The organism is Curtobacterium sp. RM9, assembly GCF_054956955.1.
Window position 1 is genome coordinate 2,345,879 of sequence record NZ_CM143271.1, and the last position, 24,544, is coordinate 2,370,422.

Annotated in this window: 21 protein-coding genes and 1 tRNA gene; 8 read left to right on the top strand and 14 right to left on the bottom strand. The window is 72.3% G+C overall.

What is annotated here, in order from left to right; translation table 11 throughout:
* Positions 1 to 77: 77 nt before the first annotated feature.
* Both ACY3FI_RS11025 and ACY3FI_RS11030 read left to right on the top strand, forming a co-directional pair.
* Positions 78 to 165: transfer RNA gene (locus ACY3FI_RS11025), tRNA-Ser, on the top strand.
* A 284-nt stretch (positions 166 to 449) separates the two neighbouring features.
* Positions 450 to 1,091: a hypothetical protein gene (locus tag ACY3FI_RS11030; RefSeq protein ID WP_462547579.1), complete on the top strand. Its 642-nt coding sequence runs from the start codon at positions 450 to 452 to the stop codon at positions 1,089 to 1,091.
* A 37-nt stretch (positions 1,092 to 1,128) separates the two neighbouring features.
* On the opposite strand, the gene ACY3FI_RS11035 is transcribed toward ACY3FI_RS11030, so the two are convergent.
* Together ACY3FI_RS11035 and ACY3FI_RS11040 are read right to left on the bottom strand one after the other, a co-directional pair.
* A complete protein-coding gene (locus ACY3FI_RS11035) occupies positions 1,129 to 3,285 on the bottom strand; it encodes a helicase HerA-like domain-containing protein (protein WP_462547580.1) in 2,157 nt (718 codons plus the stop codon).
* A 42-nt stretch (positions 3,286 to 3,327) separates the two neighbouring features.
* Complete coding sequence (locus ACY3FI_RS11040; protein WP_462547581.1) at positions 3,328 to 4,584, bottom strand: multidrug effflux MFS transporter; 1,257 nt, start codon at positions 4,582 to 4,584, stop codon at positions 3,328 to 3,330.
* 227 nt (positions 4,585 to 4,811) lie between these two features.
* Here ACY3FI_RS11040 and ACY3FI_RS11045 point away from each other — a divergent pair, with 227 nt between their 5' ends.
* The gene (locus ACY3FI_RS11045) at positions 4,812 to 5,393 is read left to right on the top strand and encodes a TetR/AcrR family transcriptional regulator (RefSeq protein ID WP_462547582.1); all 582 of its coding nucleotides are present in this window, start codon (positions 4,812 to 4,814) and stop codon (positions 5,391 to 5,393) included.
* A 9-nt stretch (positions 5,394 to 5,402) separates the two neighbouring features.
* Here the strand turns inward: ACY3FI_RS11045 and ACY3FI_RS11050 are convergent, their stop codons facing one another.
* The 5 genes from ACY3FI_RS11050 to ACY3FI_RS11070 all read right to left on the bottom strand — a co-directional run bounded on the left by ACY3FI_RS11050 (position 5,403) and on the right by ACY3FI_RS11070 (position 11,981).
* Positions 5,403 to 5,948, bottom strand: a complete 546-nt coding sequence (locus ACY3FI_RS11050; protein WP_462547583.1) for a substrate-binding domain-containing protein — start codon at positions 5,946 to 5,948, stop codon at positions 5,403 to 5,405.
* Between the two features lie 10 nt (positions 5,949 to 5,958).
* Positions 5,959 to 7,395 carry an MFS transporter gene (locus ACY3FI_RS11055; protein WP_462547584.1) on the bottom strand — a complete coding sequence of 479 codons (1,437 nt, stop codon included), beginning with the start codon at positions 7,393 to 7,395 and terminating at the stop codon, positions 5,959 to 5,961.
* 138 nt (positions 7,396 to 7,533) lie between these two features.
* Positions 7,534 to 8,679, bottom strand: a complete 1,146-nt coding sequence (locus tag ACY3FI_RS11060) for a cystathionine gamma-synthase (RefSeq protein WP_462547585.1) — start codon at positions 8,677 to 8,679, stop codon at positions 7,534 to 7,536.
* 29 nt (positions 8,680 to 8,708) lie between these two features.
* Positions 8,709 to 10,073 carry a cystathionine beta-synthase gene (locus ACY3FI_RS11065; RefSeq protein ID WP_462547586.1) on the bottom strand — a complete coding sequence of 455 codons (1,365 nt, stop codon included), beginning with the start codon at positions 10,071 to 10,073 and terminating at the stop codon, positions 8,709 to 8,711.
* 24 nt (positions 10,074 to 10,097) lie between these two features.
* Positions 10,098 to 11,981, bottom strand: coding sequence for an ABC transporter ATP-binding protein (locus ACY3FI_RS11070; RefSeq protein WP_462547587.1), 1,884 nt, complete (start codon positions 11,979 to 11,981; stop codon positions 10,098 to 10,100).
* A 162-nt stretch (positions 11,982 to 12,143) separates the two neighbouring features.
* On the opposite strand from ACY3FI_RS11070, the gene ACY3FI_RS11075 reads away from it, so the two are divergent.
* Both ACY3FI_RS11075 and ACY3FI_RS11080 read left to right on the top strand, forming a co-directional pair.
* Entirely contained in the window at positions 12,144 to 13,568 is a 1,425-nt protein-coding gene (locus tag ACY3FI_RS11075) for an amino acid permease (protein ID WP_462547588.1), read from the top strand.
* A gap of 279 nt (positions 13,569 to 13,847) precedes the next feature.
* On the top strand, positions 13,848 to 14,675 hold the full coding sequence (locus ACY3FI_RS11080) for a hypothetical protein (RefSeq protein WP_462547589.1): 828 nt from the start codon (positions 13,848 to 13,850) through the stop codon (positions 14,673 to 14,675).
* A gap of 67 nt (positions 14,676 to 14,742) precedes the next feature.
* Here the strand turns inward: ACY3FI_RS11080 and rplL are convergent, their stop codons facing one another.
* The 4 genes from rplL to ACY3FI_RS11100 form a co-directional block, all read right to left on the bottom strand.
* Entirely contained in the window at positions 14,743 to 15,126 is a 384-nt protein-coding gene (rplL, locus tag ACY3FI_RS11085; protein ID WP_069712149.1) for a 50S ribosomal protein L7/L12, read from the bottom strand.
* Between the two features lie 51 nt (positions 15,127 to 15,177).
* Entirely contained in the window at positions 15,178 to 15,693 is a 516-nt protein-coding gene (gene rplJ / locus ACY3FI_RS11090) for a 50S ribosomal protein L10 (protein WP_058741931.1), read from the bottom strand.
* A 271-nt stretch (positions 15,694 to 15,964) separates the two neighbouring features.
* The gene (locus ACY3FI_RS11095; RefSeq protein ID WP_462547591.1) at positions 15,965 to 17,413 is read right to left on the bottom strand and encodes a sensor histidine kinase; all 1,449 of its coding nucleotides are present in this window, start codon (positions 17,411 to 17,413) and stop codon (positions 15,965 to 15,967) included.
* An 11-nt stretch (positions 17,414 to 17,424) separates the two neighbouring features.
* Entirely contained in the window at positions 17,425 to 18,165 is a 741-nt protein-coding gene (locus tag ACY3FI_RS11100) for a response regulator transcription factor (protein ID WP_462547592.1), read from the bottom strand.
* 105 nt (positions 18,166 to 18,270) lie between these two features.
* Between ACY3FI_RS11100 and ACY3FI_RS11105 the strand changes: the two genes are divergently transcribed.
* Genes ACY3FI_RS11105 through ACY3FI_RS11115 form a run of 3 tightly spaced genes read left to right on the top strand, consistent with a single transcriptional unit; the run spans position 18,271 to position 21,382 of the window.
* Positions 18,271 to 19,311: an acyl-CoA dehydrogenase family protein gene (locus ACY3FI_RS11105; protein ID WP_462547593.1), complete on the top strand. Its 1,041-nt coding sequence runs from the start codon at positions 18,271 to 18,273 to the stop codon at positions 19,309 to 19,311.
* Positions 19,305 to 20,657 carry a PIG-L family deacetylase gene (locus tag ACY3FI_RS11110; protein ID WP_462547594.1) on the top strand — a complete coding sequence of 451 codons (1,353 nt, stop codon included), beginning with the start codon at positions 19,305 to 19,307 and terminating at the stop codon, positions 20,655 to 20,657. Before ACY3FI_RS11105 ends, ACY3FI_RS11110 begins: the two co-directional genes overlap by 7 nt.
* Complete coding sequence (locus ACY3FI_RS11115; protein WP_462547595.1) at positions 20,654 to 21,382, top strand: glycosyltransferase family 2 protein; 729 nt, start codon at positions 20,654 to 20,656, stop codon at positions 21,380 to 21,382. Before ACY3FI_RS11110 ends, ACY3FI_RS11115 begins: the two co-directional genes overlap by 4 nt.
* 106 nt (positions 21,383 to 21,488) lie before the next feature.
* Here the strand turns inward: ACY3FI_RS11115 and ACY3FI_RS11120 are convergent, their stop codons facing one another.
* The 3 genes from ACY3FI_RS11120 to ACY3FI_RS11130 all read right to left on the bottom strand — a co-directional run bounded on the left by ACY3FI_RS11120 (position 21,489) and on the right by ACY3FI_RS11130 (position 24,401).
* On the bottom strand, positions 21,489 to 22,451 hold the full coding sequence (locus ACY3FI_RS11120; protein ID WP_462547596.1) for a TolB family protein: 963 nt from the start codon (positions 22,449 to 22,451) through the stop codon (positions 21,489 to 21,491).
* Positions 22,452 to 22,573: 122 nt separating this feature from the next.
* Complete coding sequence (locus tag ACY3FI_RS11125) at positions 22,574 to 23,413, bottom strand: carbohydrate ABC transporter permease (protein ID WP_462547597.1); 840 nt, start codon at positions 23,411 to 23,413, stop codon at positions 22,574 to 22,576.
* Positions 23,406 to 24,401, bottom strand: a complete 996-nt coding sequence (locus ACY3FI_RS11130) for a carbohydrate ABC transporter permease (RefSeq protein WP_462547598.1) — start codon at positions 24,399 to 24,401, stop codon at positions 23,406 to 23,408. Before ACY3FI_RS11130 ends, ACY3FI_RS11125 begins: the two co-directional genes overlap by 8 nt.
* Positions 24,402 to 24,544 lie beyond the last annotated feature (143 nt).

Genomic DNA, 24,544 nt, shown 5'->3' on the forward strand with positions numbered 1-24,544 from the left:
CGGGCTGTGGACGGACGTGGTCATCCACACCCCGGAAGACCTGTACCATGGGGTGTCGTCACCGCGAGGTGACACCGGGAGAATTCGCCTAGTGGCCTATGGCGCACGCTTGGAAAGCGTGTTGGGTGCAAGCCCTCGGGGGTTCGAATCCCCCATTCTCCGCCAGCACGAGGAGCACGACCACGACGGGCCCGCAGCACACGCTGCGGGCCCGTCCTCGTCCGCCCGGTCCTCCGGTCGGCGGACCGGCGTGCACCCCGTTCGGGGCATCCTGACCGGATTGCGTCCCTCCGGGGTGGAACGGGCTGTCCCCGGTCCCCTCCCGTCACCTAGACTGCCCGCACGGACGACCCCGGGACGGGTCGGACACGGTGCACGGAGCGGCAGGGGCGTCGCTCCCCGGGCGGACGTTCAGTGCTGCCCGGGCACCCGGAGGACGAGGAGTCCACGTGGGGGACCTGATCGCGCCGGCCGCGGCCAGCAGACGCACCACCGGGTACGACGTCGTGCTGCGACCGCGTCGTTCCCTGGTGCGCTCGACCATCCTGAGCGTCGCCTTCTCCGCCGTCCCGCTGGTCGTCGCGCTGGTCTGGGTCTCGCTGCCGATGCGCCTCTGGCCGCTCGTGACCGGTGCGGTGATCGCGATGGCGGTCGCCGTCGGCGTCGTGTTCGTCCGGCTCGGCACCGCCTACGTCGGACTCGACCAGCAGGCCGTCACGGTCCGCGGCGTCGTCACCCCGAACCGTCGCATCGACCGCGACCGTGTCCACCGGGTGGTGCTCGCGACGACGCACACCGGCTCGGTCGAGCGCACGTTCCGCGAACTCGTCGCCCTCGACGCCGACGGCATCCACCTCTTCCGGCTCCGCTCCGACGTCTGGGGGGACGCGGGCCTCGAACGGCTGGTGGACCGGCTCGGCGTGCAGGTCGTCGAGGAACCGCGCCCGATGTCGGCGCGGGAGTTCGTCCGGCGCTGGCCGGCCAGTCGCGCCTGGTACGAGCAGCGCGGCACGTTCCTCCTGGTGGGCGGCCTCGCGGTGCTCGTCGTCGGCGGGTTGCTCGTGCTCGAGACGGTCAGCCTCTTCGGCTGACTCCCCCGGGTCAGCGGCCCGGGTCAGCGGACCGGGCTCAGCGTCGGCGCCGCAGCGTCGAGAAGATCCCGCGCACGACCTCGCGTGCGATCGTCCCGCCGACGGCCGACCCGAGCAGGCCACCGAGCGGGTCCTCCTGCCGCCGCGCACTCGACGTCCTGGTGCTGCGCTTGCCGACCCGACGCCGTTCGGCCTCCTGCTCGGCCCGCTCGAACTCGCGCTGCGCGCGCTCGTACTCCGCCTGGGCCGACGCGTGCTCGCGGGCCTCGCGCTTCGCCGCCGACGCAGCCTCCTTCGCCGCGGCGGCCGATGCCCGGGCCCGCTCACGCTCCGCCCTCGCCGCTGCGGCAGCCGCGTCCTCGGCGGCATCGGCAGCCGCTGCCTGCGCGGCCGCTGCCTCCATCCGCCGCGCGAGGATCTCGTGCGCCGAGTCCGGGTCGATCCGGGTCCCGTAGGTCGCGGTCAACGGCGAGTCCGCGACCCGCGCGCCCAGGTCGGCCGCGGGCATCGGCGCCATCGAACCCTGCGGGGCGCGCAGCCGGGTCCATGCGACCGGGGTCGGCGCGCCGCGCTCGTCCATCACGGTGACGATCGCCTCGCCGGTCGCCAACGACGTGAGGACCGTCGCGAGGTCGTAGTCACTCGTGGGGTAGGTGGACACGGTGGCCCGGAGCGCCTTCGCGTCGTCCGGGGTGTGCGCGCGGAGCTGGTGCTGCACGCGCGACCCGAGCTGGGCGAGCACGTCGTCCGGCACGTCCTTCGGGGTCTGCGTGACGAACACGATGCCGACGCCCTTCGACCGGATGAGCCGGACGGTACGGACGATCTGCGCGGTGAAGTCCTTCGAGGCACCGTCGAACAGCAGGTGTGCCTCGTCGAAGAAGAACACGAGCTTCGGCTCGTCCTGGTCGCCGACCTCGGGGAGCTCGTTGAACAGGTCGGCGAGCAGCCACATCAGGAACGTCGAGAACACCTCGGGACGGTCCTGCACGCCGGGCACCTCGAGCAGGCTGACGATCCCCCGTCCGTCCGGCGCGGTCCGGAGGAAGACCTGCGTGTCGATCTCGGGCTCACCGAAGAACGTGTCCGCGCCCGCCTCGGCGAACGTGACGAGCTCGCGGAGGATCACACCGGCGGTCTGCTTCGACAACCCGCCGAGCTCGGCCAGCTCCGCCTTGCCGTCGTCGCTCACGAGGTACGTCAGCACGCTGCGCAGGTCGGTGAGGTCGACGAGCGGGAGCCCGGCACGCTCGGCCCAGTGGAACACCAGCGTCAGGGACGATTCCTGCGTCTCGTTCAGCCCGAGCACCTTCGCGAGCAGCAGCGGCCCGAACCCGGACACGGTCGCACGGACCGGCACGCCGGTGCCCTGCCCGCCGAGGGCGTAGAACTCCGCCTGGCTGGCGACGCCCCGCCAGTCCTGCCCGATGCCGGCGGTGCGGGCGAGGAGCTTGTCGTTCGGCTCCCCCGCGACGGCCAGGCCGGACAGGTCGCCCTTCACGTCGGCCGCGAACACCGGGACTCCGGCCGCGGCGATCTGCTCGGCGAGCACCTGGAGCGTGCGCGTCTTGCCGGTGCCGGTCGCCCCGGCAACGAGCCCGTGCCGGTTGAGCATGGCGAGCGGGATGCGGACCTGCACGTCGGGACGGGCGTCGCCGTTCACGAGGGCGCCGAGTTCGAGCGCCGTCCCCTCGACGGCGTAGCCGTCACGGACCGCCTGGACGGCGTCCTCGTCGAGTGGCCCGGCCGTCGGTGCCGACGTGGACGCCCCTCCGGGAGGCGCGGTGCCGACGGCAGCGTCGGCGACCGTCCCCGACGTGGTCGAGACGGGAGGCGCGGTGCCGACGGCAGCGTCGGCGACCGTCCCCGACGCGACCGCGTCAGCGGACACGGACACGGCCGCGCCGGCCGAGACCGGGCCGGCGCTCGCGGCGGGACCGGCGCCCTGGACCGCACCCGCGGCGGCGGCGGGTTCCGCGTCGGGCGCGAGGGGAGCCTCCAGGCCGGTGGGTGGCGGCGCCCCGACGGCCGCTGGTTCCGCGTTCGGCGTGAGCGGCTCGGCGCCCGCCTGCCGCAGTGCCGCGGCGAGCTCCTCGGCGCGCGCCACCGCCTCGTCGGCGAGGCGTCGCGCCTCGTCCGCCGCCGCCTGCGCCGCCGCTGCGGCCGCCCTCGCCTGCTCGACCGCGTCGCTCATGGCCTCAGCCTACGGACGCCCGCCGGTCGTGGTCCGGATGCGTCAGTGGCTGAGCGCCGGCACGGTCCGAGGCCGGACGACGAACCAGAGCACCAGGATCGCGACGGCCGAGGTCGACGCCATCACGGCGGCCATCGGCGTCGCGGTGGTGATGCCGAGCCAGCCGACGATCGGCGAGATGAGCCCGGCGACGCCGAAGTTCAGCGCACCGAGGAGCGACGCCGCGGTGCCGGCCTCCTTGCCGTGCGCGGCCAGACCGATCACCTGCACGAGCGGGAACGAGAACCCGCACGCTGCGATGAAGAACCAGAGCGGGACGAGCACGCCGACCAGGCCCGCGCCGAGCTGGTCGAGGACCATGATCGCGACCGCTGCCGTGAACAGCGTGGCGGTCGAACACGCCAGGATCCACTGCGGTCCGACGCGCTGCGCGAGTCGCGATGAGATCTGCACGCCGAGCACGACGCCCACCGAGTTCACCGCGAACAGCAGACCGTACTGCTGCGCGTTCAACCCGAAGAGGTCCTGGAACAGGAACGGTGACGCGCTGAGGTACGAGAACAGTCCGCTGAACACCATCGCCCCGATCAGCGCGACGCCGACGAAGATGCGGTCCGAGAACAGGGCCTTGTAGCGCTGCCCGATGGTGGAGTGTCCGGCCTCCTGCCGACGGGCCGGCGGCAGGGTCTCGACGATGAGCAGGATCGACGCGATGACGACCGCGAGGCCGTAGCAGGCGAGGAACACGAAGATGCCGCGCCAGCTCGTGAACCGGAGCATCTGCGAGCCGATGAGCGGGGCGAGGATCGGCGCGAGGCCGTTCACCATCGCCAGCCGGGACAGCATCCGGACGAGCGGCTTCCCGCCGAACAGGTCACGGACCGTGGCCATCGCGACGACACCGCCGGCCGAGGCGCCCATGCCCTGCAGCACGCGGAACAGCGCGAGTACCTCGACGTTCGGTGCGAGCGCGGCACCGATCGAGGCGCCGACGTGCACGCTGGTGGCGATGATGAGCGGGAGCCGCCGGCCCACCTTGTCGCTCCACGGCCCGACCAGCAGCTGTCCGGCGGCGAAGCCGAGCGTCGTCGCCGTGAGGGTGAGCTGGACGGCGCCCTCGGAGATGCCGAGCTCGTGCTCCAGCGACGGGAACGCCGGCAGGTAGAGGTCGATCGTGAACGGGCCGAGCGCGGTGAGCGCGCCGAGCACGAAGACGTAGACGAGGCGCTGGGACCGGGAGAGCGCGTCGCCCGGGTGCAGGACGACACGGAGCGATCCGGTGGTGGCGGGCGCGGTCACGAGAGGGTCCTTCGAGGAGAGGGCGGGAAGGGCGACTGATCGGTGCGGGTCGAATCGAATCGATTCGCCGATGGAACCAGTCTACGGCCGAGTGAGCGCTCCCGCAGCCGCTTCCGCCCCGATTGCTGCGTGTTGCCGCGCTCTCCGGCCCGAGCGGGCGCAGGCCATGCGGTACCGTCGGACTGCTCGGGAGGCCGGGCAGTACCGGACCGGAAGGGGAGCGCGTCATGGTGGACGCCCGCATCCTGCACACGACCGCCGCCCTGCGCGAGGCGATCCTCCGGCTGGCGGCCGCTCGACCGGTGTCCGGCATCACGGTCGCGGACGTCACGCGCGCAGCCGGCATCAACCGCGCCACCTTCTACTCGCACGCCGTCTCCCCCGGCTCGCTGCTCGCCGACGTCCTGACGCCTGAGCTCGACCGCATCCGCGAGGACGACGCCGAGGCCCGCCGCGTGGCCGCCGCGGACGGCGCCGGACCCGAGGAGCTCGCGGCGATCACCCGTCGCGGGATCAACGCCGTCGTCGAACACGTGGTCGCGCACCGGGACATCTACGGCAAGGCCCTCCCGGACCCCGAGGACGGGTCGCTGCACCGGCTCCTCGTCGAGCACTTCACGGTGTCCAGCGAGCAGCACATCGCCTCGCTCGCCCCGGACCAGCGTCCGGAGCTCCTCGACGACGTCGCGGCGGGCTTCGTCGCGCAGGGGTTCGTCGGGGCGATCGAGGCCTGGCTCGGCGGCCCGCGGCGCTCCCGGAAGGCGCTCGTCGACACGATCGTGCTGTCGTTCCCGGCGTGGTGGCGCTGAGCGTCCCGCTCAGTCCGTCGTCGGCTTCTCGCCCCGCTGCAGCGACCGCACGACGTCCACCGCGTCGGCGACCAGCGCGGACCGGTCGTCGTCCGCCGGCACCCGGTAGTCCGCCGAGACACCGTCCCCGCCGGTCCCGCTCGCCGGCAGCGGCCCGTCGAGCGACACCACGACGACCCCGGCGTCGTGCGCGGTCTGCACCGGCCCGCGCAGCGTCGCCCCCTCGACCGCGCGGACGAGGAGCGCCTTCGCGCCGGCACGGACCAGGCCGTCCACGGCCGTGCCCTGCGCTGCCGCCGATCCGCTCGCCGGCGCCACCCGGACGTCCGGCCGGAAGCCCGCGTCGGTCAACGCCGACCGGAGCTCCGTACCGAGGGCGGCCTCCCCCGGACCGAGCACCACGCCGACGACCGCGTGCCGGTCGAACCCGCCGTCCGAACTCGTCAGGTCGGTGCTCTGCACGGGCGTCGGCGCAGCCGACGTCGTGCCCTGGCACCCGGCCAGGGTCAACGCGGTGCCGACGGCGACCGTTGCGGCGACGATGCGGAGGAGCACGGCGGCCACGCTACCCGCCCGTCGAGGCCGCCGACGGACCGGTCGCGGACGGCTCCGGTGCCGCGGGGGCGTCTGCGGACGGCGCCGGGACCTGGCCGAGGCGACGGACCGCCGCGATGGCCAGGAGACCGATGACGGTCATCCCGGTGAACACGAGCGGGAAGCCGAGGGAGCCGTCCGCCCCGCCCGTCCCGACGAACAGCAGCCCGGTGACGGCGAGACCGATCACGCTGCCCGCGGCGTCGGCGATCGTCAGGGCCGAGCTGGCGAAGCCGTCGTCGCCCTCGCCGGAGAACCGGAGCGTCAGCATCGAGGTCCGTGGGTAGATCGCCCCCATGCCCGCGCCGCCGACGAACCACCCGACGACGAGCAGCCACCACGGCAGGGCGAACGCGGCGACGGCGAGCGCGGTCACCAGACTGACGAGCACGAGCGTCAGCCCGACGCCGAACGTGCGGGCCGCGGTGAGACGTTCTTCGCCGAGCCGGCCGTGCACCCAGCTCGCCCCGGCCCAGCTCAGCGCGGCGACGGTCAGCGCGAGCCCGGCGGTCGACGCGGAGAGCCCGTCCTCCGCCTGCAGCAGGAACGGCACGTAGGCCTCGCTGCCGAAGAACGCCGCCGCGACGAGCCCCCGGAGCAGCACCACCGAGGGCAGCCCCGGTCGTGCGCGGAAGGTCCCGGCCGGCAGCAGCGGCCGCAGCGCCGCCCAGGTGCCGACGAGCCCGACGACGACGGCCGCGACCCGGGGCCACGGGCCGAGGTCCGGCGCGACGTTGAGCAACAGGATCGCCACCGCCGCCCCCACCGACCATGCGATCCGGGAGCGCTGCCACGGGGCCCGCAACTCGGGGGCGGGCGGGCGCAGCCGTCGAAGGGTCGGTACGAGCAGGGCGAACGCGACGACGGCGATGACGAGCGCGCCCGCGAACACCCAGTGCCAGTTCCAGACGTCGGTCACGATGCCGGCGAGTGCCGGACCGACGAGCGCCGGCACCACCCACGCCGCCGCGAACCCGGCGAACACCGGTCCGTGCAGCGACGCCGGGAAGATGCGCGCCACCAGGACGTAGAGGACGACGTCGATCGCACCGGCGCCGAAGCCCTCGACGAGGCGTCCCACGAGGAACACCTCCATGGTCGGCGCGAGCATCACCACCGCCGTCCCGATCGCGAACAGGGCCGCCGACACCCAGGCGACGATCCGTCCGCCGGCACGGTCGGACCAGTTGCCGCCGAGCACCATGCCCGGCACCCCGGCGGCGAGCGGGGCGGCGAACGCCAGCGCGTAGAGCGTCTCGCCGTCGAGGTCGCGACTGATCTCCGGCATCACGGTGGTCATGGCGAGGTTCTGGAACGCAGCGAGCGCGACGATCGCGACCATGCCGACGGTGGCGAGCGCGTAGGGGCCGCTGAACAGGCTGGTGCGGCTGGTCGCGACGGTGCTCACCCGCTCCATCGTAGGGGCGGCGGCCGACGCCGCGGCCGGACGGGAGGCGCGGGGCGGGCCGGGTGGGCGGGGTGCAGCCCGCACCGGGGCGGACGCCAGGCGCGGGGCGGGTCCGCACCGTGCCTCCCGTCCGGCGCGTCAGCGCTGCAGTGCCTGCAGGACGTCCCCGACCAGGTCGCCGGCGTCCTCGATGCCCACCGACAGGCGGACGACGTTCTCCGGCACCGCGAGCTCCGTGCCCTTCACCGACGCGTGCGTCATCTCGCTCGGGTACCCGATGAGCGACTCGACACCGCCGAGCGACTCGGCGAGCGTGAACACCTCGGTGGACTCGACGAAGCGCTTCGCGGCCTCGGGACCGCCGGCGAGCGCGACCGACAGCATGCCGCCGAACCCGCGCATCTGCTTCGCGGCGACGTCGTGCCCCGGGTGGTCCGCGAGGCCCGGGTAGAAGACGCGCTCGACGCCGGGCGCCGGGACGAGCGCCTCGGCGACGGCCTGCGCGTTCGACGAGTGCCGCTCCATCCGGATCGGCAGCGTCTTGATGCCTCGGGTGGTGAGGAACGCGTCGAACGGCGAGGCGATCGCCCCCGCGCCGAACTGCAGGAACCCGACCCGCTCGGCGAACTCCTCGTCGCGGAGCACCACCGCGCCGCCGACGACGTCGGAGTGGCCACCGAGGTACTTCGTCGTGGAGTACGACACCGCGTCCGCGCCGAGGGCGAGCGGCTGCTGGAGGTACGGCGACGCGAAGGTGTTGTCGACGACCACGAGGGCGCCGGCAGCGTGCCCGACCTCGGACAGCAGGGCGATGTCGGCGATCTTCATGAGCGGGTTCGTCGGCGTCTCCACCCAGAGGACGGTCTTCGCGGGTGCGCCCTCGAGCGCGGCGCGGACCCGGTCGACATCGCTCATGTCCACGACGACGAGCTCGACGCCCCACGGCACGTGCAGTCGGTTCACCAGGCGGTGCGTGCCGCCGTACACGTCGTTCCCCATCACGACGCGGGCGCCGGGCTCGAGGTACGCGCGGAGCAGTGCGTCCTCGGCGGCGAGGCCGGAGGCGAACGAGAACGCCGCGACACCCCCGTCGAGGTCGGCGAGCAGCGTCTGCAGGGAGTCGCGCGTCGGGTTGCCGCCGCGGGAGTACTCGTAGCCGTTCCGCATGTTGCCGACGCCGTCCTGCACGTAGGTGCTCGTGACGTGGATGGGCGGGATGACGGCGCCGGTCGTGGCGTCGGGCTCCTGGCCGACGTGGACGGCGCGGGTGCTGAACTCGGTCATGCGTGCTTCGGTTCCTCGGGCTTCGGTGGTCACTCGGACAGGGAGGTGAGCAGGTCGTGCCGGGTGAGCACGGTGACGGGCTTGCCGTCGTCGACGACGAGCAGCGCGTCCACCGACTCGAGCGCTCGACGGGCCGCCGACAGCGACTCGCCGATCCCGATCAGCGGCAGCGGGTCGCCGACGGAGGAGCTGAGCGCGTCGGACATCGACGCGGCACCGGTGAACACGCGCTCGAGCAGGTCCTTCTCGGCGATCGCGCCGACGACCTCGCCGATCACGACCGGCGGCTCGGCGCTGAGGACGGGCATCTGCGAGACGCCGTACGTCGACATGATGTCCACGACGTCGCGGACGGTGTCGGACGGGTGCGCGTGCACGAGGTCGGGCAGCCGGCCGTCCTTGCCGGCGACGACGGATCCGACCGTGCGGGCGTCGTCGGTCTCGGCGAAGCCGTACGAGCGCATCCACCGGTCGTTGAAGATCTTGCCGAGGTACCCGCGGCCGCCGTCGGGCAGGAGCACCACCACGACGTCGTCCTCGGTGAGGTCGCGGGCGGCGCGCAGGGCGGCGACGACCGCCATCCCGCTCGACCCGCCGACGAGCAGCCCCTCCTCGCGTGCCAGGCGCCGGGTCATCGCGAACGACTCGGCGTCGGTCACGGCGATGATCTCGTCCGGTACACCGGCGTCGTACGCGCCCGGCCAGAAGTCCTCGCCGACGCCCTCCACCAGGTAGGGGCGTCCGGTGCCGCCGGAGTAGACCGATCCCTCCGGGTCCGCGCCGACGATCCGGACGCGGCCGTCCGAGGCCTCCTTGAGGAAGCGGCCGGTCCCCGAGATCGTGCCACCGGTGCCGACGCCCGCGACGAAGTGCGTGAGCTTCCCCTCGGTGTCGCGCCAGATCTCCGGACCGGTGGTCTCGTAGTGGCTGCGGGGCCCGTTCGGGTTCGCGTACTGGTTCGGCTTGTACGCGCCCGGGATCTCGCGGACGAGCCGGTCGGACACCGAGTAGTACGACTCCGGGTCCTCGGGCGCCACGGCGGTGGGGGTGACGACGATCTCGGCGCCGTAGGCCGTGAGGACGTTCCGCTTGTCCTCGCCCACCTTGTCCGGCAGCACGAACACGCACCGGTACCCGCGCTGCTGCGCGACGAGCGCGAGCCCGACGCCGGTGTTGCCCGAGGTCGGCTCGACGATCGTGCCGCCGGGCCGCAGGTCGCCGGACGCCTCGGCGGCGTCGATGATCCGCGTGGCGATCCGGTCCTTCGAGGAGCCGCCCGGGTTGAGGTACTCGACCTTGACCAGGACGGTCGCCCGGAGGCCCTCGGTGACCCGGTTCAGCCGGACGAGCGGGGTGTTGCCGACGAGGTCGACGACGGAGTTCGCGTAGCGCACGCCGTCGAGTCTAGGTCGCGCGCCTCACCGGACGTCAGCGGGCGCGTTCTGCTGGTGGTGCAGTTCCGCGTAGGTCCCGCCGAGGGCGAGGAGTTCATCGTGCGTGCCCTGCTCGACGATCTGCCCGTGGTCGAGCACGAAAATGACGTCGGCGTCGCGCACCGTGGACAGACGGTGGGCGATCGAGATCGTGGTCCGGCCCGCTGCGGCGGTGTCGAGCGCGGTCTGCACGACGCGTTCGGAGATCGAGTCGAGCGCGCTCGTCGCCTCGTCGAGCACGAGCACCGGCGGGTCCTTGAGCAGCACCCGGGCGATGGCGATGCGCTGCTTCTCCCCGCCGGAGAGCCGGTAGCCCCGCTCCCCCACGACGGTCTCGTACCCGTCCGGGAAGGACGCGATCGTGTCGTGGATGTTCGCCGCGCGGGCCGCCCGTTCGAGTTCCTCGTCGGTGGCGTCCGGCTTGGCGTACCGCAGGTTCGCGCCGATCGTGGCGTGGAAGAGGTAGGTCTCCTGGCTGACGATGCCGACGTGCCGCATGAGGTCCTCGTGCACCAGGTCGCGGACGTCCTCGCCCGCGAACCGCACCGAACCGCTCGTCGCCTCGTACAACCGCGGCACGAGGTACGACACGGTCGTCTTGCCCGCGCCGGACGGCCCGACGAACGCGGCGAACTGGCCGGGCCGGAGCGCGAACGACACCCCGCGGAGGGTCGGCTTGTCCTGCTCGCCGTCCGGGTAGGTGAACGTGACGTCGTCGAACGCGACGTGCCCGACGCGGGACGGGTCGACCGGCCGGGCCGTCGGGGCGTCCGTGATCGCCGGCTCGAGGTCGAGGTACTCGAAGATCCGGGCGAACAGCGCGCCGGAGGTCTGCAGGTCGAGGACGACCCGGAGCAGGCCGACCGTCGGGAAGAGCAGTCGGGACTGCACCGTCGTGAACGCGACGATCGTGCCGGCCGTGATCGGGACGTCCCCGAGGATCAACCACGCGGCGACGAGGTAGATCACCGCAGGGATGATCGACAGGAAGATCTGGACGATCGCGAAGAACCACTGGCCGGACATCTGCTGCCGGACCTGCAGCGTGATCTGGTTCCGGTTCTCCGCGCCGTAGCGCTGCGTCTCGCTGCGCTGCTGGTTGAAGCTCTTGGCGAGCAGGATGCCGGAGACGCTCAGCGCCTCCTGGGTGATCGCCGTCATGTCGGACAGCGACTCCTGCGTCTGGGCGGCGATGCGGGCGCGGACCTGGCCGACCCGGCGCTGGGCGATCACCAGGAGCGGCAGGAGCACGACCGCCACGAGCGTCATCTGCCAGCTCAGCAGGAGCATGGCGACCACCGCGGCGATGACCGTCACGGTGTTGCCGAGCACCGACGAGATCGTGTTGTTCAGCACGCTCGCGACGCCGCCGACGTCGTTCTGCAGGCGCGACTGGATCACGCCGGTCTTGGTCCGCGTGAAGAACGCGAGCTCCATCTGCTGCAGGTGCCCGAACAGCCGCATCCGCAGCGAGCCCATCACCTTGTTGCCGACCGTGGCGGTGAGGTACGTCTGCCAGACGCCGATGCCCGCGGACGCGATCCAGAGCAGGACCATGCCCACGACGAGCTCGACGAGGACGGGGACGTCCGGGCGACCGGCCGGCGGGAAGAGCCCGCGGTCGAACGCCTGCTGGGTGAGCAGCGGCGGCACGACGGACAGCGCGGCGCCGAGGAGCACGAGCGCGACGGTCAGGACGATCGCCGACCGGTGCGGCACGAACAGCCCGGAGATCCGACGGAGCAGGTGCGGGATCGTGGGCGCCTCGGCGTTCGCGGCCTTCTGCGCCGCGGTGTCGCCGCTCGAGATGCGTCCGCCGCCGCGTGGTCCCCCGCCGCCGCCCCCGCGCATCCCGTGGCCCATGCTCATACCGTCAACCTAGCGCCGCGCCCGGACATCGGCCGCCTCGGCGGCCGTGCGGCCGGTGCGCGGTGACGTGCGACGGGTGCGCGGTGACGTGCGACCGGTTTGACCCCGTTCAGGGGGCGTGCGACGATTCCGTGTCCCGTCCCCCGCACCACCTGAGGTCCCATGACGTCCGCGCCGGCCCGCCCCACGTCCCTCCGTACCCAGCTCGCCCGGCGCAAGCCGATCGAGCAGCTGCAGGCCGAGGCCGCGACGGGCGTGAACGGCGAGCCGCTCCGACGCTCGCTCGGGGTCTGGCACCTGACGATGATCAGCGTCGGGGCGACGCTCGGCACCGGCATCCTCGTGGTGCTCGGCACCGCCGTGCCGCTCGCCGGGCCCGCGGTCTGGATCTCGTTCGTGCTCGCCGGGGTCGCCGCGCTGCTGTCGGCGCTGTCCTACGCCGAGATGGCCGGAGCCGTGCCGACGTCCGGGTCGAGCTACTCCTACACGTACGCGACGATGGGTGAGGGCATCGCCTGGGTGTGCGGCTGGTGCCTCGTGCTCGAGTACGCGGTGTCCGTCGCCGCGGTCGCCGTCGGCGCGAGCGAGTACGTCGACGAGACCCTCCGTGTCTTCGGGCTGCACCTGCCCGCGGCGATCTCCGCGCCGCCCGGCGACGGCGGCGTCGTGAACCTGCCGGCCGCCGTGCTCGTCCTGCTGGCGACCGCGATCCTGCTGCCCGGTGCGAAGGAGAGCGCGTGGGTGAACACGCTCATGGTGCTCGTCAAGATCGCCCTGCTCGTGTTCTTCGTCGCCGTGGCGTTCACGGCGTTCCAGGCGCAGAACTTCGCACCGCTCGCCCCGATGGGCGCCGCGGGTGTGACGGCCGCCGCCTCCCGCCTGTTCTTCTCGTACATCGGGTTCGACGCCGCCTCGACCGCGGGGGAAGAGGCGAAGAACCCCCGTCGTGACCTCCCCCGGGCGATCATCGGCTCGATCGCGCTCATCACGGCGCTGTACATCCTCGTGGCGATCGCCGCGATCGGGGCCCGGTCGTGGACGGCGTTCTCGGCCGACGAGGCCTCGCTCGTCCGCATCGTCGTCGACGTCACCGGGCAGCCCGTCGTCGCGCTCGTGTTCTCGATCGGCGCGGTGATCGCCATCGCGAGCGTCGTGCTCACCGTCCTCTACGGCCAGACCCGCATCCTCCTGACGATGGCGCGCGACGGCCTCGTGCCCGCGGTCTTCGGCCGGGTGTCCGCCCGGACCGGTACCCCGGTGGCCAACACGCTCATCATCGGCCTCGTCGTGACGGTCGTCGCGGCGCTCGTGCCTCTCGGCGAACTCGCCGACGCGACGAGCATCGGCACGCTGGTGGCGTTCGCCCTCGTGAACGTGTCCGTGATCATCCTGCGCCGCACGCAGCCGGGGCTCGAGCGGTCGTACCGCGTGCCGCTGTTCCCCGTCGTGCCGGTCCTCGGGACGCTGAGCTGCGTGCTGCTCGCCGTGTTCCTCGGCGCCGGCACCTGGATCGCGTTCGGCGTGTGGATGCTCGTCGGCGCCGCGCTCTACCTGGCCTACGGCCGCCGCCACAGCACCCTGCGCTGACGCGCCCGCGGCGCCCGCCCGCGACTTCACGGGCTCAGCGACACGTCACGCCCCGTCAAGCCCGTGAAGTGTCGCTGAGCCCGTGAGGTCGATCGTCCCCACCTCTCGCAAGAGCGCCGGATCATCCACAGATCGGCGCCGAGCGCCCCGCAGCGCCGACTCCGGCACAACGCTCGGCAGGTGCATGATCACCGGCGACGACCGCCCATCCTCCGAGCGACCCCGACCGACCCTGCCGGTGCGAGGACACTGCAGCGTCGTCACGCCGCAGGGAACCTCGTGCGTCTGCTCCCGGGTGTGTTCATCGCGACCGACGTCTGGGATGCGCTGACGCCGCCAGAACAACACCTCGCCCGGGCCCGAGCGATCGCGCCGCACCTCCGAGACGGCTCGGTCTTCTCGCACGCCACTGCCGCGATGATCCACGGTTGGCCGTGGATCGGCGCCGCCGAGGAGCGGGTGCACGTCCTCGATCCGGCCGTCGCCGTGATCCAGCATCGCTCGGGAGTCGTACGGCACCCGGGCCGCCCGAGGTCACAGCCCGATCCCGTCGCCTTCGACGGAGTCCCGGTTGTTTCGGCCCTCGACACCGCTGTCACCCTGGCGACCACGGTCGACCACCACGTTGCAGTGGTGGCCGTCGACACAGTGGTCCGCAGCGGGACGTTGACGACCGACCAGCTCCGCCGCGCCGTACCCCCGCGCCCGGGCCGCGGGTCGGTCCGCGCAGCCGCGGTGATCGACGCGCTCGATCCGCACCATGAGTCCGTCGGCGAGTCCTTCGCGGCTGCCCGCTTCGTGCAACTCGGGCTCCCCCGGTGGACGAGCCAAGCCAGCGTGCGACACCACGACGGCACGGTCGACCGGGTCGACTTCTGGTTCCCGACGCTCGGGGTCGTCGTCGAGTTCGACGGGCGACAGAAGTACGTCGATCCCTCGATGCTGCAGGGCCGAGACCCAGCTGATGTCCTGTGGTCGGAGAAACGGCGCGAGGACCGCATCCGCGCGGTGCCCGGCGTCCGGACGGTCATCCGGGTGACGTGGTGGCACCTCGTCGAACTCGACCGCCTCCGAGCACTGTTCCGCGCGCACGGCGTGCGGATCTGAGCGCGGCCACACACGACGAAGGCCGCCACCCCGAGGGGCAGCGGCCTTCGTGACCAAGAGGTCGGAACTACGCGAGCTCGACCGTGGCGCCAGCAGCCTCGAGGGACTCCTTGGCCTTGTCGGCCGTCTCCTTGTTGACGCCCTCGAGCACCTTGGCGTCGGGGGTCTCAACGAGCGCCTTGGCCTCGCCGAGGCCGAGCGACGTGAGGCCACGGACCTCCTTGATGACCTGGATCTTCTTGTCACCGGCCGACTTGAGCACGACGTCGAACTCGGTCTTCTCCTCGACCTCCTCGGCGGGGGCAGCAGCGCCACCGGCCGCGGCGACCGCGACGGGGGCAGCAGCGGTGACCTCGAAGACCTCCTCGAACTTCTTCACGAAGTCCGAGAGCTCGATGAGCGTGAGCTCCTTGAAGGCCTCGATGAGCTCGTCCTGCGAAAGCTTCGCCATGATTTTCTCCTACTACTAGCTAGTACGTGTGGTTGATGAACGCGGGCCTGATCAGGCCGCGGACTCCTGCTTCTCGCGGAGGGCGTCCACGGTGCGGACGGCCTGCGAGAGGGGTGCCTGGAACAGGTACGCAGCACCGAACAGCGAGGCCTTGAAGGCGCCGGCGAGCTTGCCGAGCAGGACTTCACGGGACTCGAGGTCGGCGAGCTTGTCCACCTCGGTCGCGGTGAGCGGGTTACCGTCGAAGTAACCGCCCTTCACCACGAGCTGGGGGTTCGCCTTGGCGAATGCACGCAGCGACTTCGCGACGGCGACGGTGTCACCGTGGACGAAGGCGAGAGCGGACGGACCGGCGAGCTCGTCGTCGAACGACGTGATGCCGGCGTTGTTCGCCGCGATCTTGGTCAGCGTGTTCTTCACCACGGCGTACGTGGCGTGCTCACGGATCGAGTTACGGAGCTCCTTGAGCTGCGCGACCGTGAGACCGCGGTACTCGGTGAGCAGGACGGCGTTCGAGCTCTGGAATGCATCCGTGAGCTCGGCGACCGCAGCTTCCTTGTTCGCCATGGTTCTCCTTGGGGTTTCTTGCCGGCTAGCCCCAGGACCCCGTACATGGAAAAAGCTCCGGCGCAGAGGCTCGGAGCTGCTCCCTTCGCGAACGAGAGGAGAGGGTCTGAACACCTGCGCTGGCTGCCCCACGAGTGAGGACCTTCGGTCTGCGCGCAAGCGCACAGACGACCGGCGGTCTTTGGCTTCGAAGAAGGTACCACAGGATGCGGACCGCGACCAACCGCCGGCCTGGAGGAACGGGGCGGGCCCGCCACGTTCCTCCAGACCGTCAGGTGCTCGGCACCACCCCGCCGACCGTGGCCGCCGGTCTCGTGGCCGGCAGGTGCACCGTGAACACCGTGTCGCCCGGCACGCTCGCCACCTCGACGCTCCCGCCGTGCGCCTGCACGACCGCGTCGACGATCGCGAGCCCGAGGCCCGTCGAGCCGGCGGTCCTCGACCGCGAGCTGTCGGCGCGTGCGAACCGCTCGAACAGCTTCGGCAGGAACTCGGGGTCGATCCCCTGCCCCGTGTCGCGCACGGTCAGGTCCACGCCCGCCGGGGTCGGGGTCAGACCCACCGTGATCCGCGTGCCGTCGGGGGTGTGCGTCCGTGCGTTGGTGACGAGGTTGACCACGACCTGGTGGAGCCGGGCGGCGTCGCCGGGGACCTCGACGGGGACGTCGGGCACGTCGACCTCGATGGGGTGGTCCGGCGAGGCCGCGTGGGCGTCGTTCACGGCGTCGAGCACGAGGCCGGTGAGGTCGACGTCGGCGAACTGGATCTCGCGGCCCTCGTCGAGCCGGGCGAGCAGGAGCAGGTCCTCGACCATGCTGGTCATGCGCTTCGACTCCGACTCGATCCGGCCCATCGCGTAGACGACGTCCGGGGGCAGGTCGCCGCCCATCCGGCGGGTGAGCTCGGCGTAGCCGCGGACCGAGGCGAGCGGGGTGCGGAGTTCGTGCGAGGCGTCGGCGACGAACTGCCGGACCTTCTGCTCCGAGCGCTCCCGAGCCTGCATCGCACCGGCGATGTGCCCGAGCATGCGGTTGAACGCGGTGCCGACCCGGCCGACCTCGGTGCGGGGGTCGGCGTCGGGTACCCGCACGCCGTCGAGCGTCTCGCTGCGTTCCAAGGGCATCCGCGCGACGGCGGAGGCGGTCTCGGCGACGCGGTCGAGCGGTCGGAGCGACCGACGGACGGCTGCCGTGGCGACGCCCGACGCGGCGAGCAACGCGAGTGCCGTGACGACGAGGACGACGCCGAAGAGCTTCCAGACGCTCTCGTACACGGGCGCCATCGGGAGTCCGACGACGAGCACGGCGGGCCCGACGGGTGCCGCCGTGACCCGGTAGCGGCCGAGGTCGGTGCCGAGGTCGACGGTGTGCGCCAGTCCGTCGACCGTCACCCCGCCGAGCGGGCGCGTCTCGGTGCCCGAGATCCGTTCGATGTCCCCGTCGTTGTCGAGCACGCTGCCCACCGCGGCGTCCCCGTTGAGGAAGTAGACGGTGAGGGTGCCCGCGGCTTGTCCGGAGGGTCGACCGATCTCGAGGCTCGGGCCGTTCTGGCCCTGGTTCTGCAGGGACTTCTGCGCGCGGCTCGTGGCGTACTGCAGCTGCTGGTCGATCGCCGAGCGCTGGATGGAGAAGAGCGCGATGATGCTGCCGGCGCCGATCACCGCACTCACGGCGACGACGAGGGCGACGGTGCTCAGGACGAGCCGTCGGCGGAGCGTCACGACGGCGCCCCTCAGGACGTCGGCTTGATGACGTACCCGACACCGCGCACGGTGTGGATCATCGGGGTCTCCCCCGCGTCGATCTTCTTGCGCAGGTAGGAGATGTAGATCTCGACGACGCTCGACTTGCCGCCGAAGTCGTACGACCACACCCGGTCGAGGATCTGCGCCTTGCTCAGCACACGGCGGGGGTTGCGCATCAGGAAGCGGAGCAGCTCGAACTCGGTCGCGGTGAGCTCGATGGGTCGTCCGGCACGCGATACCTCGTACGACTCCTCGTCGAGCACGAGGTCCCCCACGACGATGCGCGAGTCCCCGGCCTCGGAGACCGAGATCTGCGATCGGCGGATGAGTCCGCGGAGCCGGGCCACGACCTCTTCGAGCGAGAACGGCTTCGTGACGTAGTCGTCGCCGCCCGCGGTCAGCCCGGTCACCCGGTCCTCGACGGAGTCCTTCGCGGTGAGGAACAGCACCGGGGTGTCGTCGTTGTTCTGCCGGAGCCGGCTGAGCACCTGGAGTCCGTCGAGGTCCGGCATCATCACGTCGAGGACCATGGCGTCCGGCTTCCACTCGCGCGCCGTGGCCAGGGCGTCCTGCCCGCCATTCGCGCTCTTCACGTCCCAGCCCTCGTACCGGAGCGCCATCGAGAGCAGGTCGGTGAGGCTGGCTTCGTCGTCGACGACGAGGATGCGCAACGGGGTTCCGTCGGCACGGGTGAGACGCGGGGCTGCGGCGGGCTGGGAGATGGTCACGTCATCGAGGATCGGTGGGGTTCCTATGAGCCGTCTGTGGGTGGACCCAGTGCGGTCTGAGGATCATCGTGATCCGGATTGCGCGCTTCCCGTAGCGTCGGCTCCATGCTCAGCAGTTCCGCGTGGCCCGCGTCGGCCCGCGACGTCGACACCGCCCGCATCGAAGGGTCGGTCGGGAGGGGCGGCTCGTCCCCGCAGGACCGCCTCGCGACCGCGCGGTGGGTCGCGTCCACCGCCCCGCTGCTGTCCGCCGGGTCGGCCGGCGGGACCTTCGCGGCCCTCGCGGCCGTCGCCGCGGGCGACGTCGCGACGGCCCGGACCGTCGAGCCGCACCTCGACGCGCTCGGCATCCTCGCCCAGGCGGGGCTGACCGCTCCGGCCGACAGCACATGGGGTGTGTTCGCTGCCGAGGGGCCGAGCGTCCGACTCGACGCGACCCCTGCCTCCGACGACGACGGCGGCGTGCGGCTCGACGGGACGAAGCCGTGGTGCTCGCTCGCCTCGACGCTCTCGCACGCCCTGGTGACCGCACACGTCGGAGAGGACCGACAGCTGTTCGCGGTCGACCTGCGCCAGGAGGGCATCACGACGCACGACGATGCCTGGGTCGCCCGCGGGATGCCCGACGTCCCGAGCGGCCCGGTCGACTTCTCGGGTGTCCGGGCGACCCCGGTCGGCGCTCCCGGCTGGTACCTCACCCGTCCGGGCTTCGCGTGGGGCGGCATCGGCGTCGCCGCGTGCTGGTGGGGTGGAGCGGTCGGCCTCGCGAGGATCCTGCGTGCAGCCGCGGCGCGCCGACCGGACTCCGAACTGCTGCTGGCCGCGCTCGGAGCGACCGTGGCCGACCTCGCCGACGCCGAGGACGCCCTCGCGGACGCTGCCGCGCGCATCGATGCCACGCACGGTCCGGACGACCGGACCGACTGGTCGCTCCTGGCGCAGATCGTGCGCTCCCGGGTCCGCCGTGCGGTAGACGCAGTGTCGCAGCGGGTGGTCGCGACGATCGGCCCCACGCCGCTCACCGCCGACCCGGCCGTCGCCGCCCGGGTCGCCGACCTCGCGCTGTACGTGCTCCAGGACCACGGGGAGCGCGACCTCGCCCGTATCGGTCGCAAGGTGCTCGAGCACGGCGGTGTCGCATGGTGAGCTTCGACCACCGCGAGCCCGGCACGGACCCCGCCGCGTGGACGACCCTCCTCGATGCCCTGCAGCCCGAGCGGGTGTCGCTCGACGGTGTCACCGCAGTGCTCGTGGTCGCCCCGCACCCCGACGACGAGACACTGGGGGCCGGCGGGATCATCGCCACCGCGGCCGCGGCCGGGCTGCCCGTCCACGTCCTGGTCGCGACCCTCGGCGAGCGCTCCCACCCCGACTCCCCCACGACGACGCCCGAGCAGCTCGCCGCACGTCGGGACGCCGAGGTGCGTGCCGCGGCGGCGCTCCTGCACCCCGCCGTGACCACCGAGGTGCTCGGCGTGCCCGACGGCGGCCTCCGTGAGCACCCCGACGTGCTCCGTGCCGCGCTGCGGGACGTCCTCACCGCCGCTGGGGGCCGCGTGCTCGTCGTCGCCCCGTGGCGTGGTGACGGGCACCGCGACCACCGCATCGCGGGCGAGGTGACCGAGGCCGTCGTCGCCGAGCACCCGGGGGCCGACCTCCTCGCCTACCCCGTGTGGGCGTGGCACTGGGACGACCCGGGCGCACCCGCCGCACCGTGGGCCCGTGCCGCAGCGCTCCCGCTCGACGCCGCCGTGCTCGACCGGAAGCGCACGGCGCTCGACGCCCACCGGTCACAGGTGCATCCGCTCTCCCCGGCTCCCGGCGACGAGGCCATCGTGGACGAACGGCACGCGGCACACCACCTCCGGTCCGAGGAGTGGTACTTCGTGCCGGAGCACTCCCGCTCGCGGGCGTCCTTCGACGCGCACTACGCCCGGAAGCCCGAGGGCTGGGACTTCGACGGGTCGTGGTACGAACGGCGCAAACGGGCGGTGACCCTGGCGGCGCTTCCCCGTGAGCGGTACCGGTCCGCACTCGAGCTCGGCTGCGCGACCGGCGTGCTGACGGCGGCCCTGACCGACCGGGCGGACGACGTGCTCGGCACCGACATCGCCGCGGCGCCGCTCGAACGTGCCAGGCTCCGGGCGCCGCGGGCCCGCTTCGTGCAGGCCGCGCTGCCGTCCGAGTGGCCCGCCGGACGCTGGGACCTCGTCGTGATGTCCGAGGTCGGCTACTACCTGTCCGCCGCCGACCTCGACGCCACGATCGACCGCGTGCTGGACTCGCTGGACGACGACGGCGTCCTGGTCGCCTGCCACTGGCGGCACCCGGACGACGAGGCGGTGTCGAGCGGCGACGCCGTCGACGCACGGCTCGCCGAGCGGTGGCCACGACCGCCCCTGCTCCGACACGTCGAGGAGGACTTCGTGCTCAGCGTGCTACCGGGCCCCGCCGTGCGGTCGGTGGCGCGCGCCGAGGGGCTCGTCCGGTGACGCTCCCCGAACGGGTCGACGTCGTCGTGCCCGCGCACGACGAGGAGGACGGCATCGCGCGGTGCGTCGAGGCGCTCGCGACCGCCGTCCGCCGGCTCCGCGTCGCGCGCCCGGGCGTCGCCGTCGGCGTCACCGTGGTGCTGGACGGCTGCACCGACCGCACCTCCCAGGAACTCGAGGACGCCGTCGCCGACGACGCCCTGTGGACCGTGGTGCCACTGGACGTCCTGACGACGGCACACGTCGGGGTCGGCCGGGCGCGCGCGGTGGGGACGGAGCACGCGTTCGCCGAGGGCACGGCCCCGGCCGCCCGGTGGACGGCGCACACCGACGCCGACTCACGCGTGCACCCGGACTGGCTCGTGCAGCAGGTCGACGCCTCCGCCGCGGGCGCGCACGTGCTCGTCGGCGCCGTCGTGCCCGACCCGGACGACCTCGACGCCGTGGTCCTCGCCCGGTGGACGCGCGCGCACCCGCCCGGGGCGACGCTCGGGCACGTGCACGGCGCGAACCTCGGGGTCCGCGGGGACGTGTCCCTGGCGCTCGGCGGCTTCGACCCGGTCCCGGAGCACGAGGACGTCCGACTCGTGGAGCGCGCCCGCGCCCTCGGTCTCGCCGTGCACGCGACCACGGAGCTGCCCGTGGTGACGAGCGGCCGCTTCACCGGTCGGACACCGGGCGGGTACGCCGAGCACCTGCGCCGGACCTACGGCGACGCGGGCTAGCCACAGCCGGTCACCGGGCGGACGACGTCGACCGTCAGGCCGTCATCGGGCGCCGGCTGGCGGCCCGCCGGGCCGCCGGACCGCCGGACCGCCGGGCCGCCGGGCGTCAGGCGTGGACCGGGTAGTCGCAGTACGCGAACCACGTCGCATCCGGCGCCCACGGCGGCACGTTCACGGTCCCCTGCCCGCCGTCGAGCGCGACGAGCGTCTCCGGCTGCACGGCGATGCGGGCTCCCCGCACGAGCGCGCCGGGCAGCAGCCGGAGTTCGACGCGCTGGTCCGCCGGGTGTCCCTGCACGCCGGGCTCGTACGACAGGTAGAGCAGGTGCGTGCCGTCCGGCGACAGGTGCGGGAACCAGTTCACCCGGTCGTCCGCGGTGAGCCGCACCGGGGCCGCCGGAGCGTCGGCGCCGCGGTCGTCGAGCCGCATCGCCGCGAGTTGTGCGGTCCCCGGCGTGAACCGCTCGGTGTTCCAGAGCAGCGTCCGGCCGTCCGGGGTCACGACGCAGCCGTCGTCCGGGTGCTCGTCGCGGGTCAGGAACGTCGTCTCCCCCGACGCCGGGTCCACCATGGCGACGTCGGTCGTCCAGACGCCCTCCTCGGACAGCTCCCCGACGATCGCGGTCAGCGCGGAGCCGTCCGGCGTGGTGCCGTGCAGGTAGTACTTGCGGACGACGGACAGGACGGCGGCGGCGTCGGTGATGCGCGTCGCCCGGCCGCCCTCGGGCAGCGGCACCCGGTACAGCTCGCCGTCGCGCGCGCTCACCACGATCGAGTCCCCCGTGGGGTCGAGCACGTGGTCGTTGTTGATCTCGTCGACCCCGGGCATCGGCACCGGCACGAGCGCGGTCTCGTCGAGCACGGTGTCGCTTCCCGGGGCCGGCGGGGTGAGCAGCCAGAGGTCCCCGTCGCCGTTCAGCACGAGGGTGCCGTCGTCGCGCACGTTCGGCGCCTCGACGAGCACCGTGTCCGACTCGAACACGAGCCGGCTCGTCCGGGCGTCCACGTCGTACACGTGCACCCGGCTGGTCTGTCCGGGCATGAGCTGTCGCCCGCGGGTCCCTGTCATGCGTCCATCCTGTCTGATCGGTCTCGTCACGCACGGAACGAGACTCGGGCTACGCGACGTCCCTCGGCCCGATCGCCGCGAGGAGTGTCGCCCAGCCCGAGTCTCGGGTCGGCCGGAACCGCCTACTTCACCGCGCCCGCGGTCAGGCCGGCCACGAACTGACGCTGCACGATGAGGAACGCCAGCACCACCGGGATCGACACCACGAGGGATGCCGCCATCACCTGGTTCCAGTAGACGTTGGTCTGCGTCGAGTACTGCTGCAGACCGACCGCCAGGGTGGACCCGAGGCCGTTCGTCATGACGGAGGCGAAGAGGACCTCACCCCAGGCCGTCATGAACGAGTAGATGCCGACCGCCACGAGACCCGGGCGGGCCGACGGCAGGATGACCCGGAACAGCGCGCCCATCGGGCCCGAGCCGTCCACCATCGCGGCCTCGTCGAGCTCCCGCGGGATGGTCTCGAAGTAACCCGCGAGCATCCAGATCGAGAACGGCAGCGTGAACGTCAGGTACGTGATGATCAGGCCGAGCCAGGACCCGACGAGCTGGACGCCGATCGCGTTCCCGAGGTTCGTGAAGATGAGGAACAGCGGGAGCAGGAACAGCACGCCCGGGAACATCTGGGTCGAGAGCACCGCGGTGGTGAAGGCGCTCTTGCCCTTGAAGTTCCAGCGCGAGACACCGTAGGCGGCGAAGGTCGCGATGATCAGCGAGAACACCGTCGCGACCGTGCAGACCACCAACGAGTTGATGAAGTACCGGCCGAGCGGCACGGTCGACCACATGTCGATGAACGGCTGGAAGGTGATGTTCGTCGGGATCCAGGTGAAGTTGTCCTGCACGTCGCCGAGCGGCTTGATCGCCGTGGTGACCATCACGTAGAGCGGGACGACCGTGAACAGGGTCAGGACGACCAGGGTGACGATCTTGAAGGACTTGGCGCCGACTGTCTCACGCACGGACGGACCTCCGGTTGGTCACGGCGAGGTACATGCCGGTGACGATGAGCAGGAAGATGAGGAGCAGGACGCTCATCGCGGCCCCGGAGCCGAAGTTCCAGGTGATGAACGACGCGTTGTAGATGTGGAAGCTGAGCAGGTCGGCTGCCGGGGGCTGCGCGGTCGAGCCAAAGAGCACGAACGGTGTGTTGAAGTCGTTGAAGGTCCAGAGGAACATCACGAGCACGAGCGTCACGTTCACCGGACGCACCATCGGCAGCGTGATCGAGCGCCACTGCCGGAAGGGCTTCGCACCGTCGACGGACGCTGCCTCGTACACGTCGTTCGGCACGGACTGCAGCCCGGCCATGAGCATGAGGAACGCGAACGGCCAGGTCTTCCAGATCGCCACGACGACGACCGCGACGAACGCGTTGTTGCCGATCAGCCAGAACGGCGCGTTCCCGCCGAACAAGCCGAGCTGGTCGACGAGCAGGTGGTTCAGCGCACCGGTGTCGCGCTGGAACATGAACTTCCAGGTGATCACACCCGCGTACATCGGGAGCGCGTACGGCACGAGGAAGAGCGTGCGGAAGAGACCGCGACCGGCGAACGGCTTCTGCAGCGCCACCGCGGCGGCCATGCCGAGCGTCCACGAGAGCCCGACGACGAGCACCGTGAAGGCGCAGGTGATGAGGAACGAGTTGAGGACGCCCTTGCCGATCGCCTGGTCGAAGTCGACCACGACGGAGTAGTTCCGGAACCCGGCGAAGGGGGCTGCACCCCAGTTCGCGATGAAGTACTTGGTGAGCTGGATGAACGAGATCCAGATGCCGACGAGCATCGGCACGATGTGGATGAGCAGCTCGAAGAGGATGGCCGGCGCGACCAGCGCGTACGGCAGCCAGTGGCGCTTCGGCTTCCGACCCGGCTGCGGCCCCGACAGGGTCGGCGCCTTCGTGTGGGTCAGGTCGATGCGCTCGGAGTCGGGCAGGACCGAGGTGGACATGGGTGGTGGCCTTTCGGCAGGAGGAGGATCGGGGCTTCGCGTCCGGGGACCGTGGCAGCGGTCGGGAGGCGCGGCATGCGTGAGCCGATGCGCTCACCCCCGGCGCGGGGCCGGGTGCGGGAGGTGGAGGCCCGGGCCGCGTC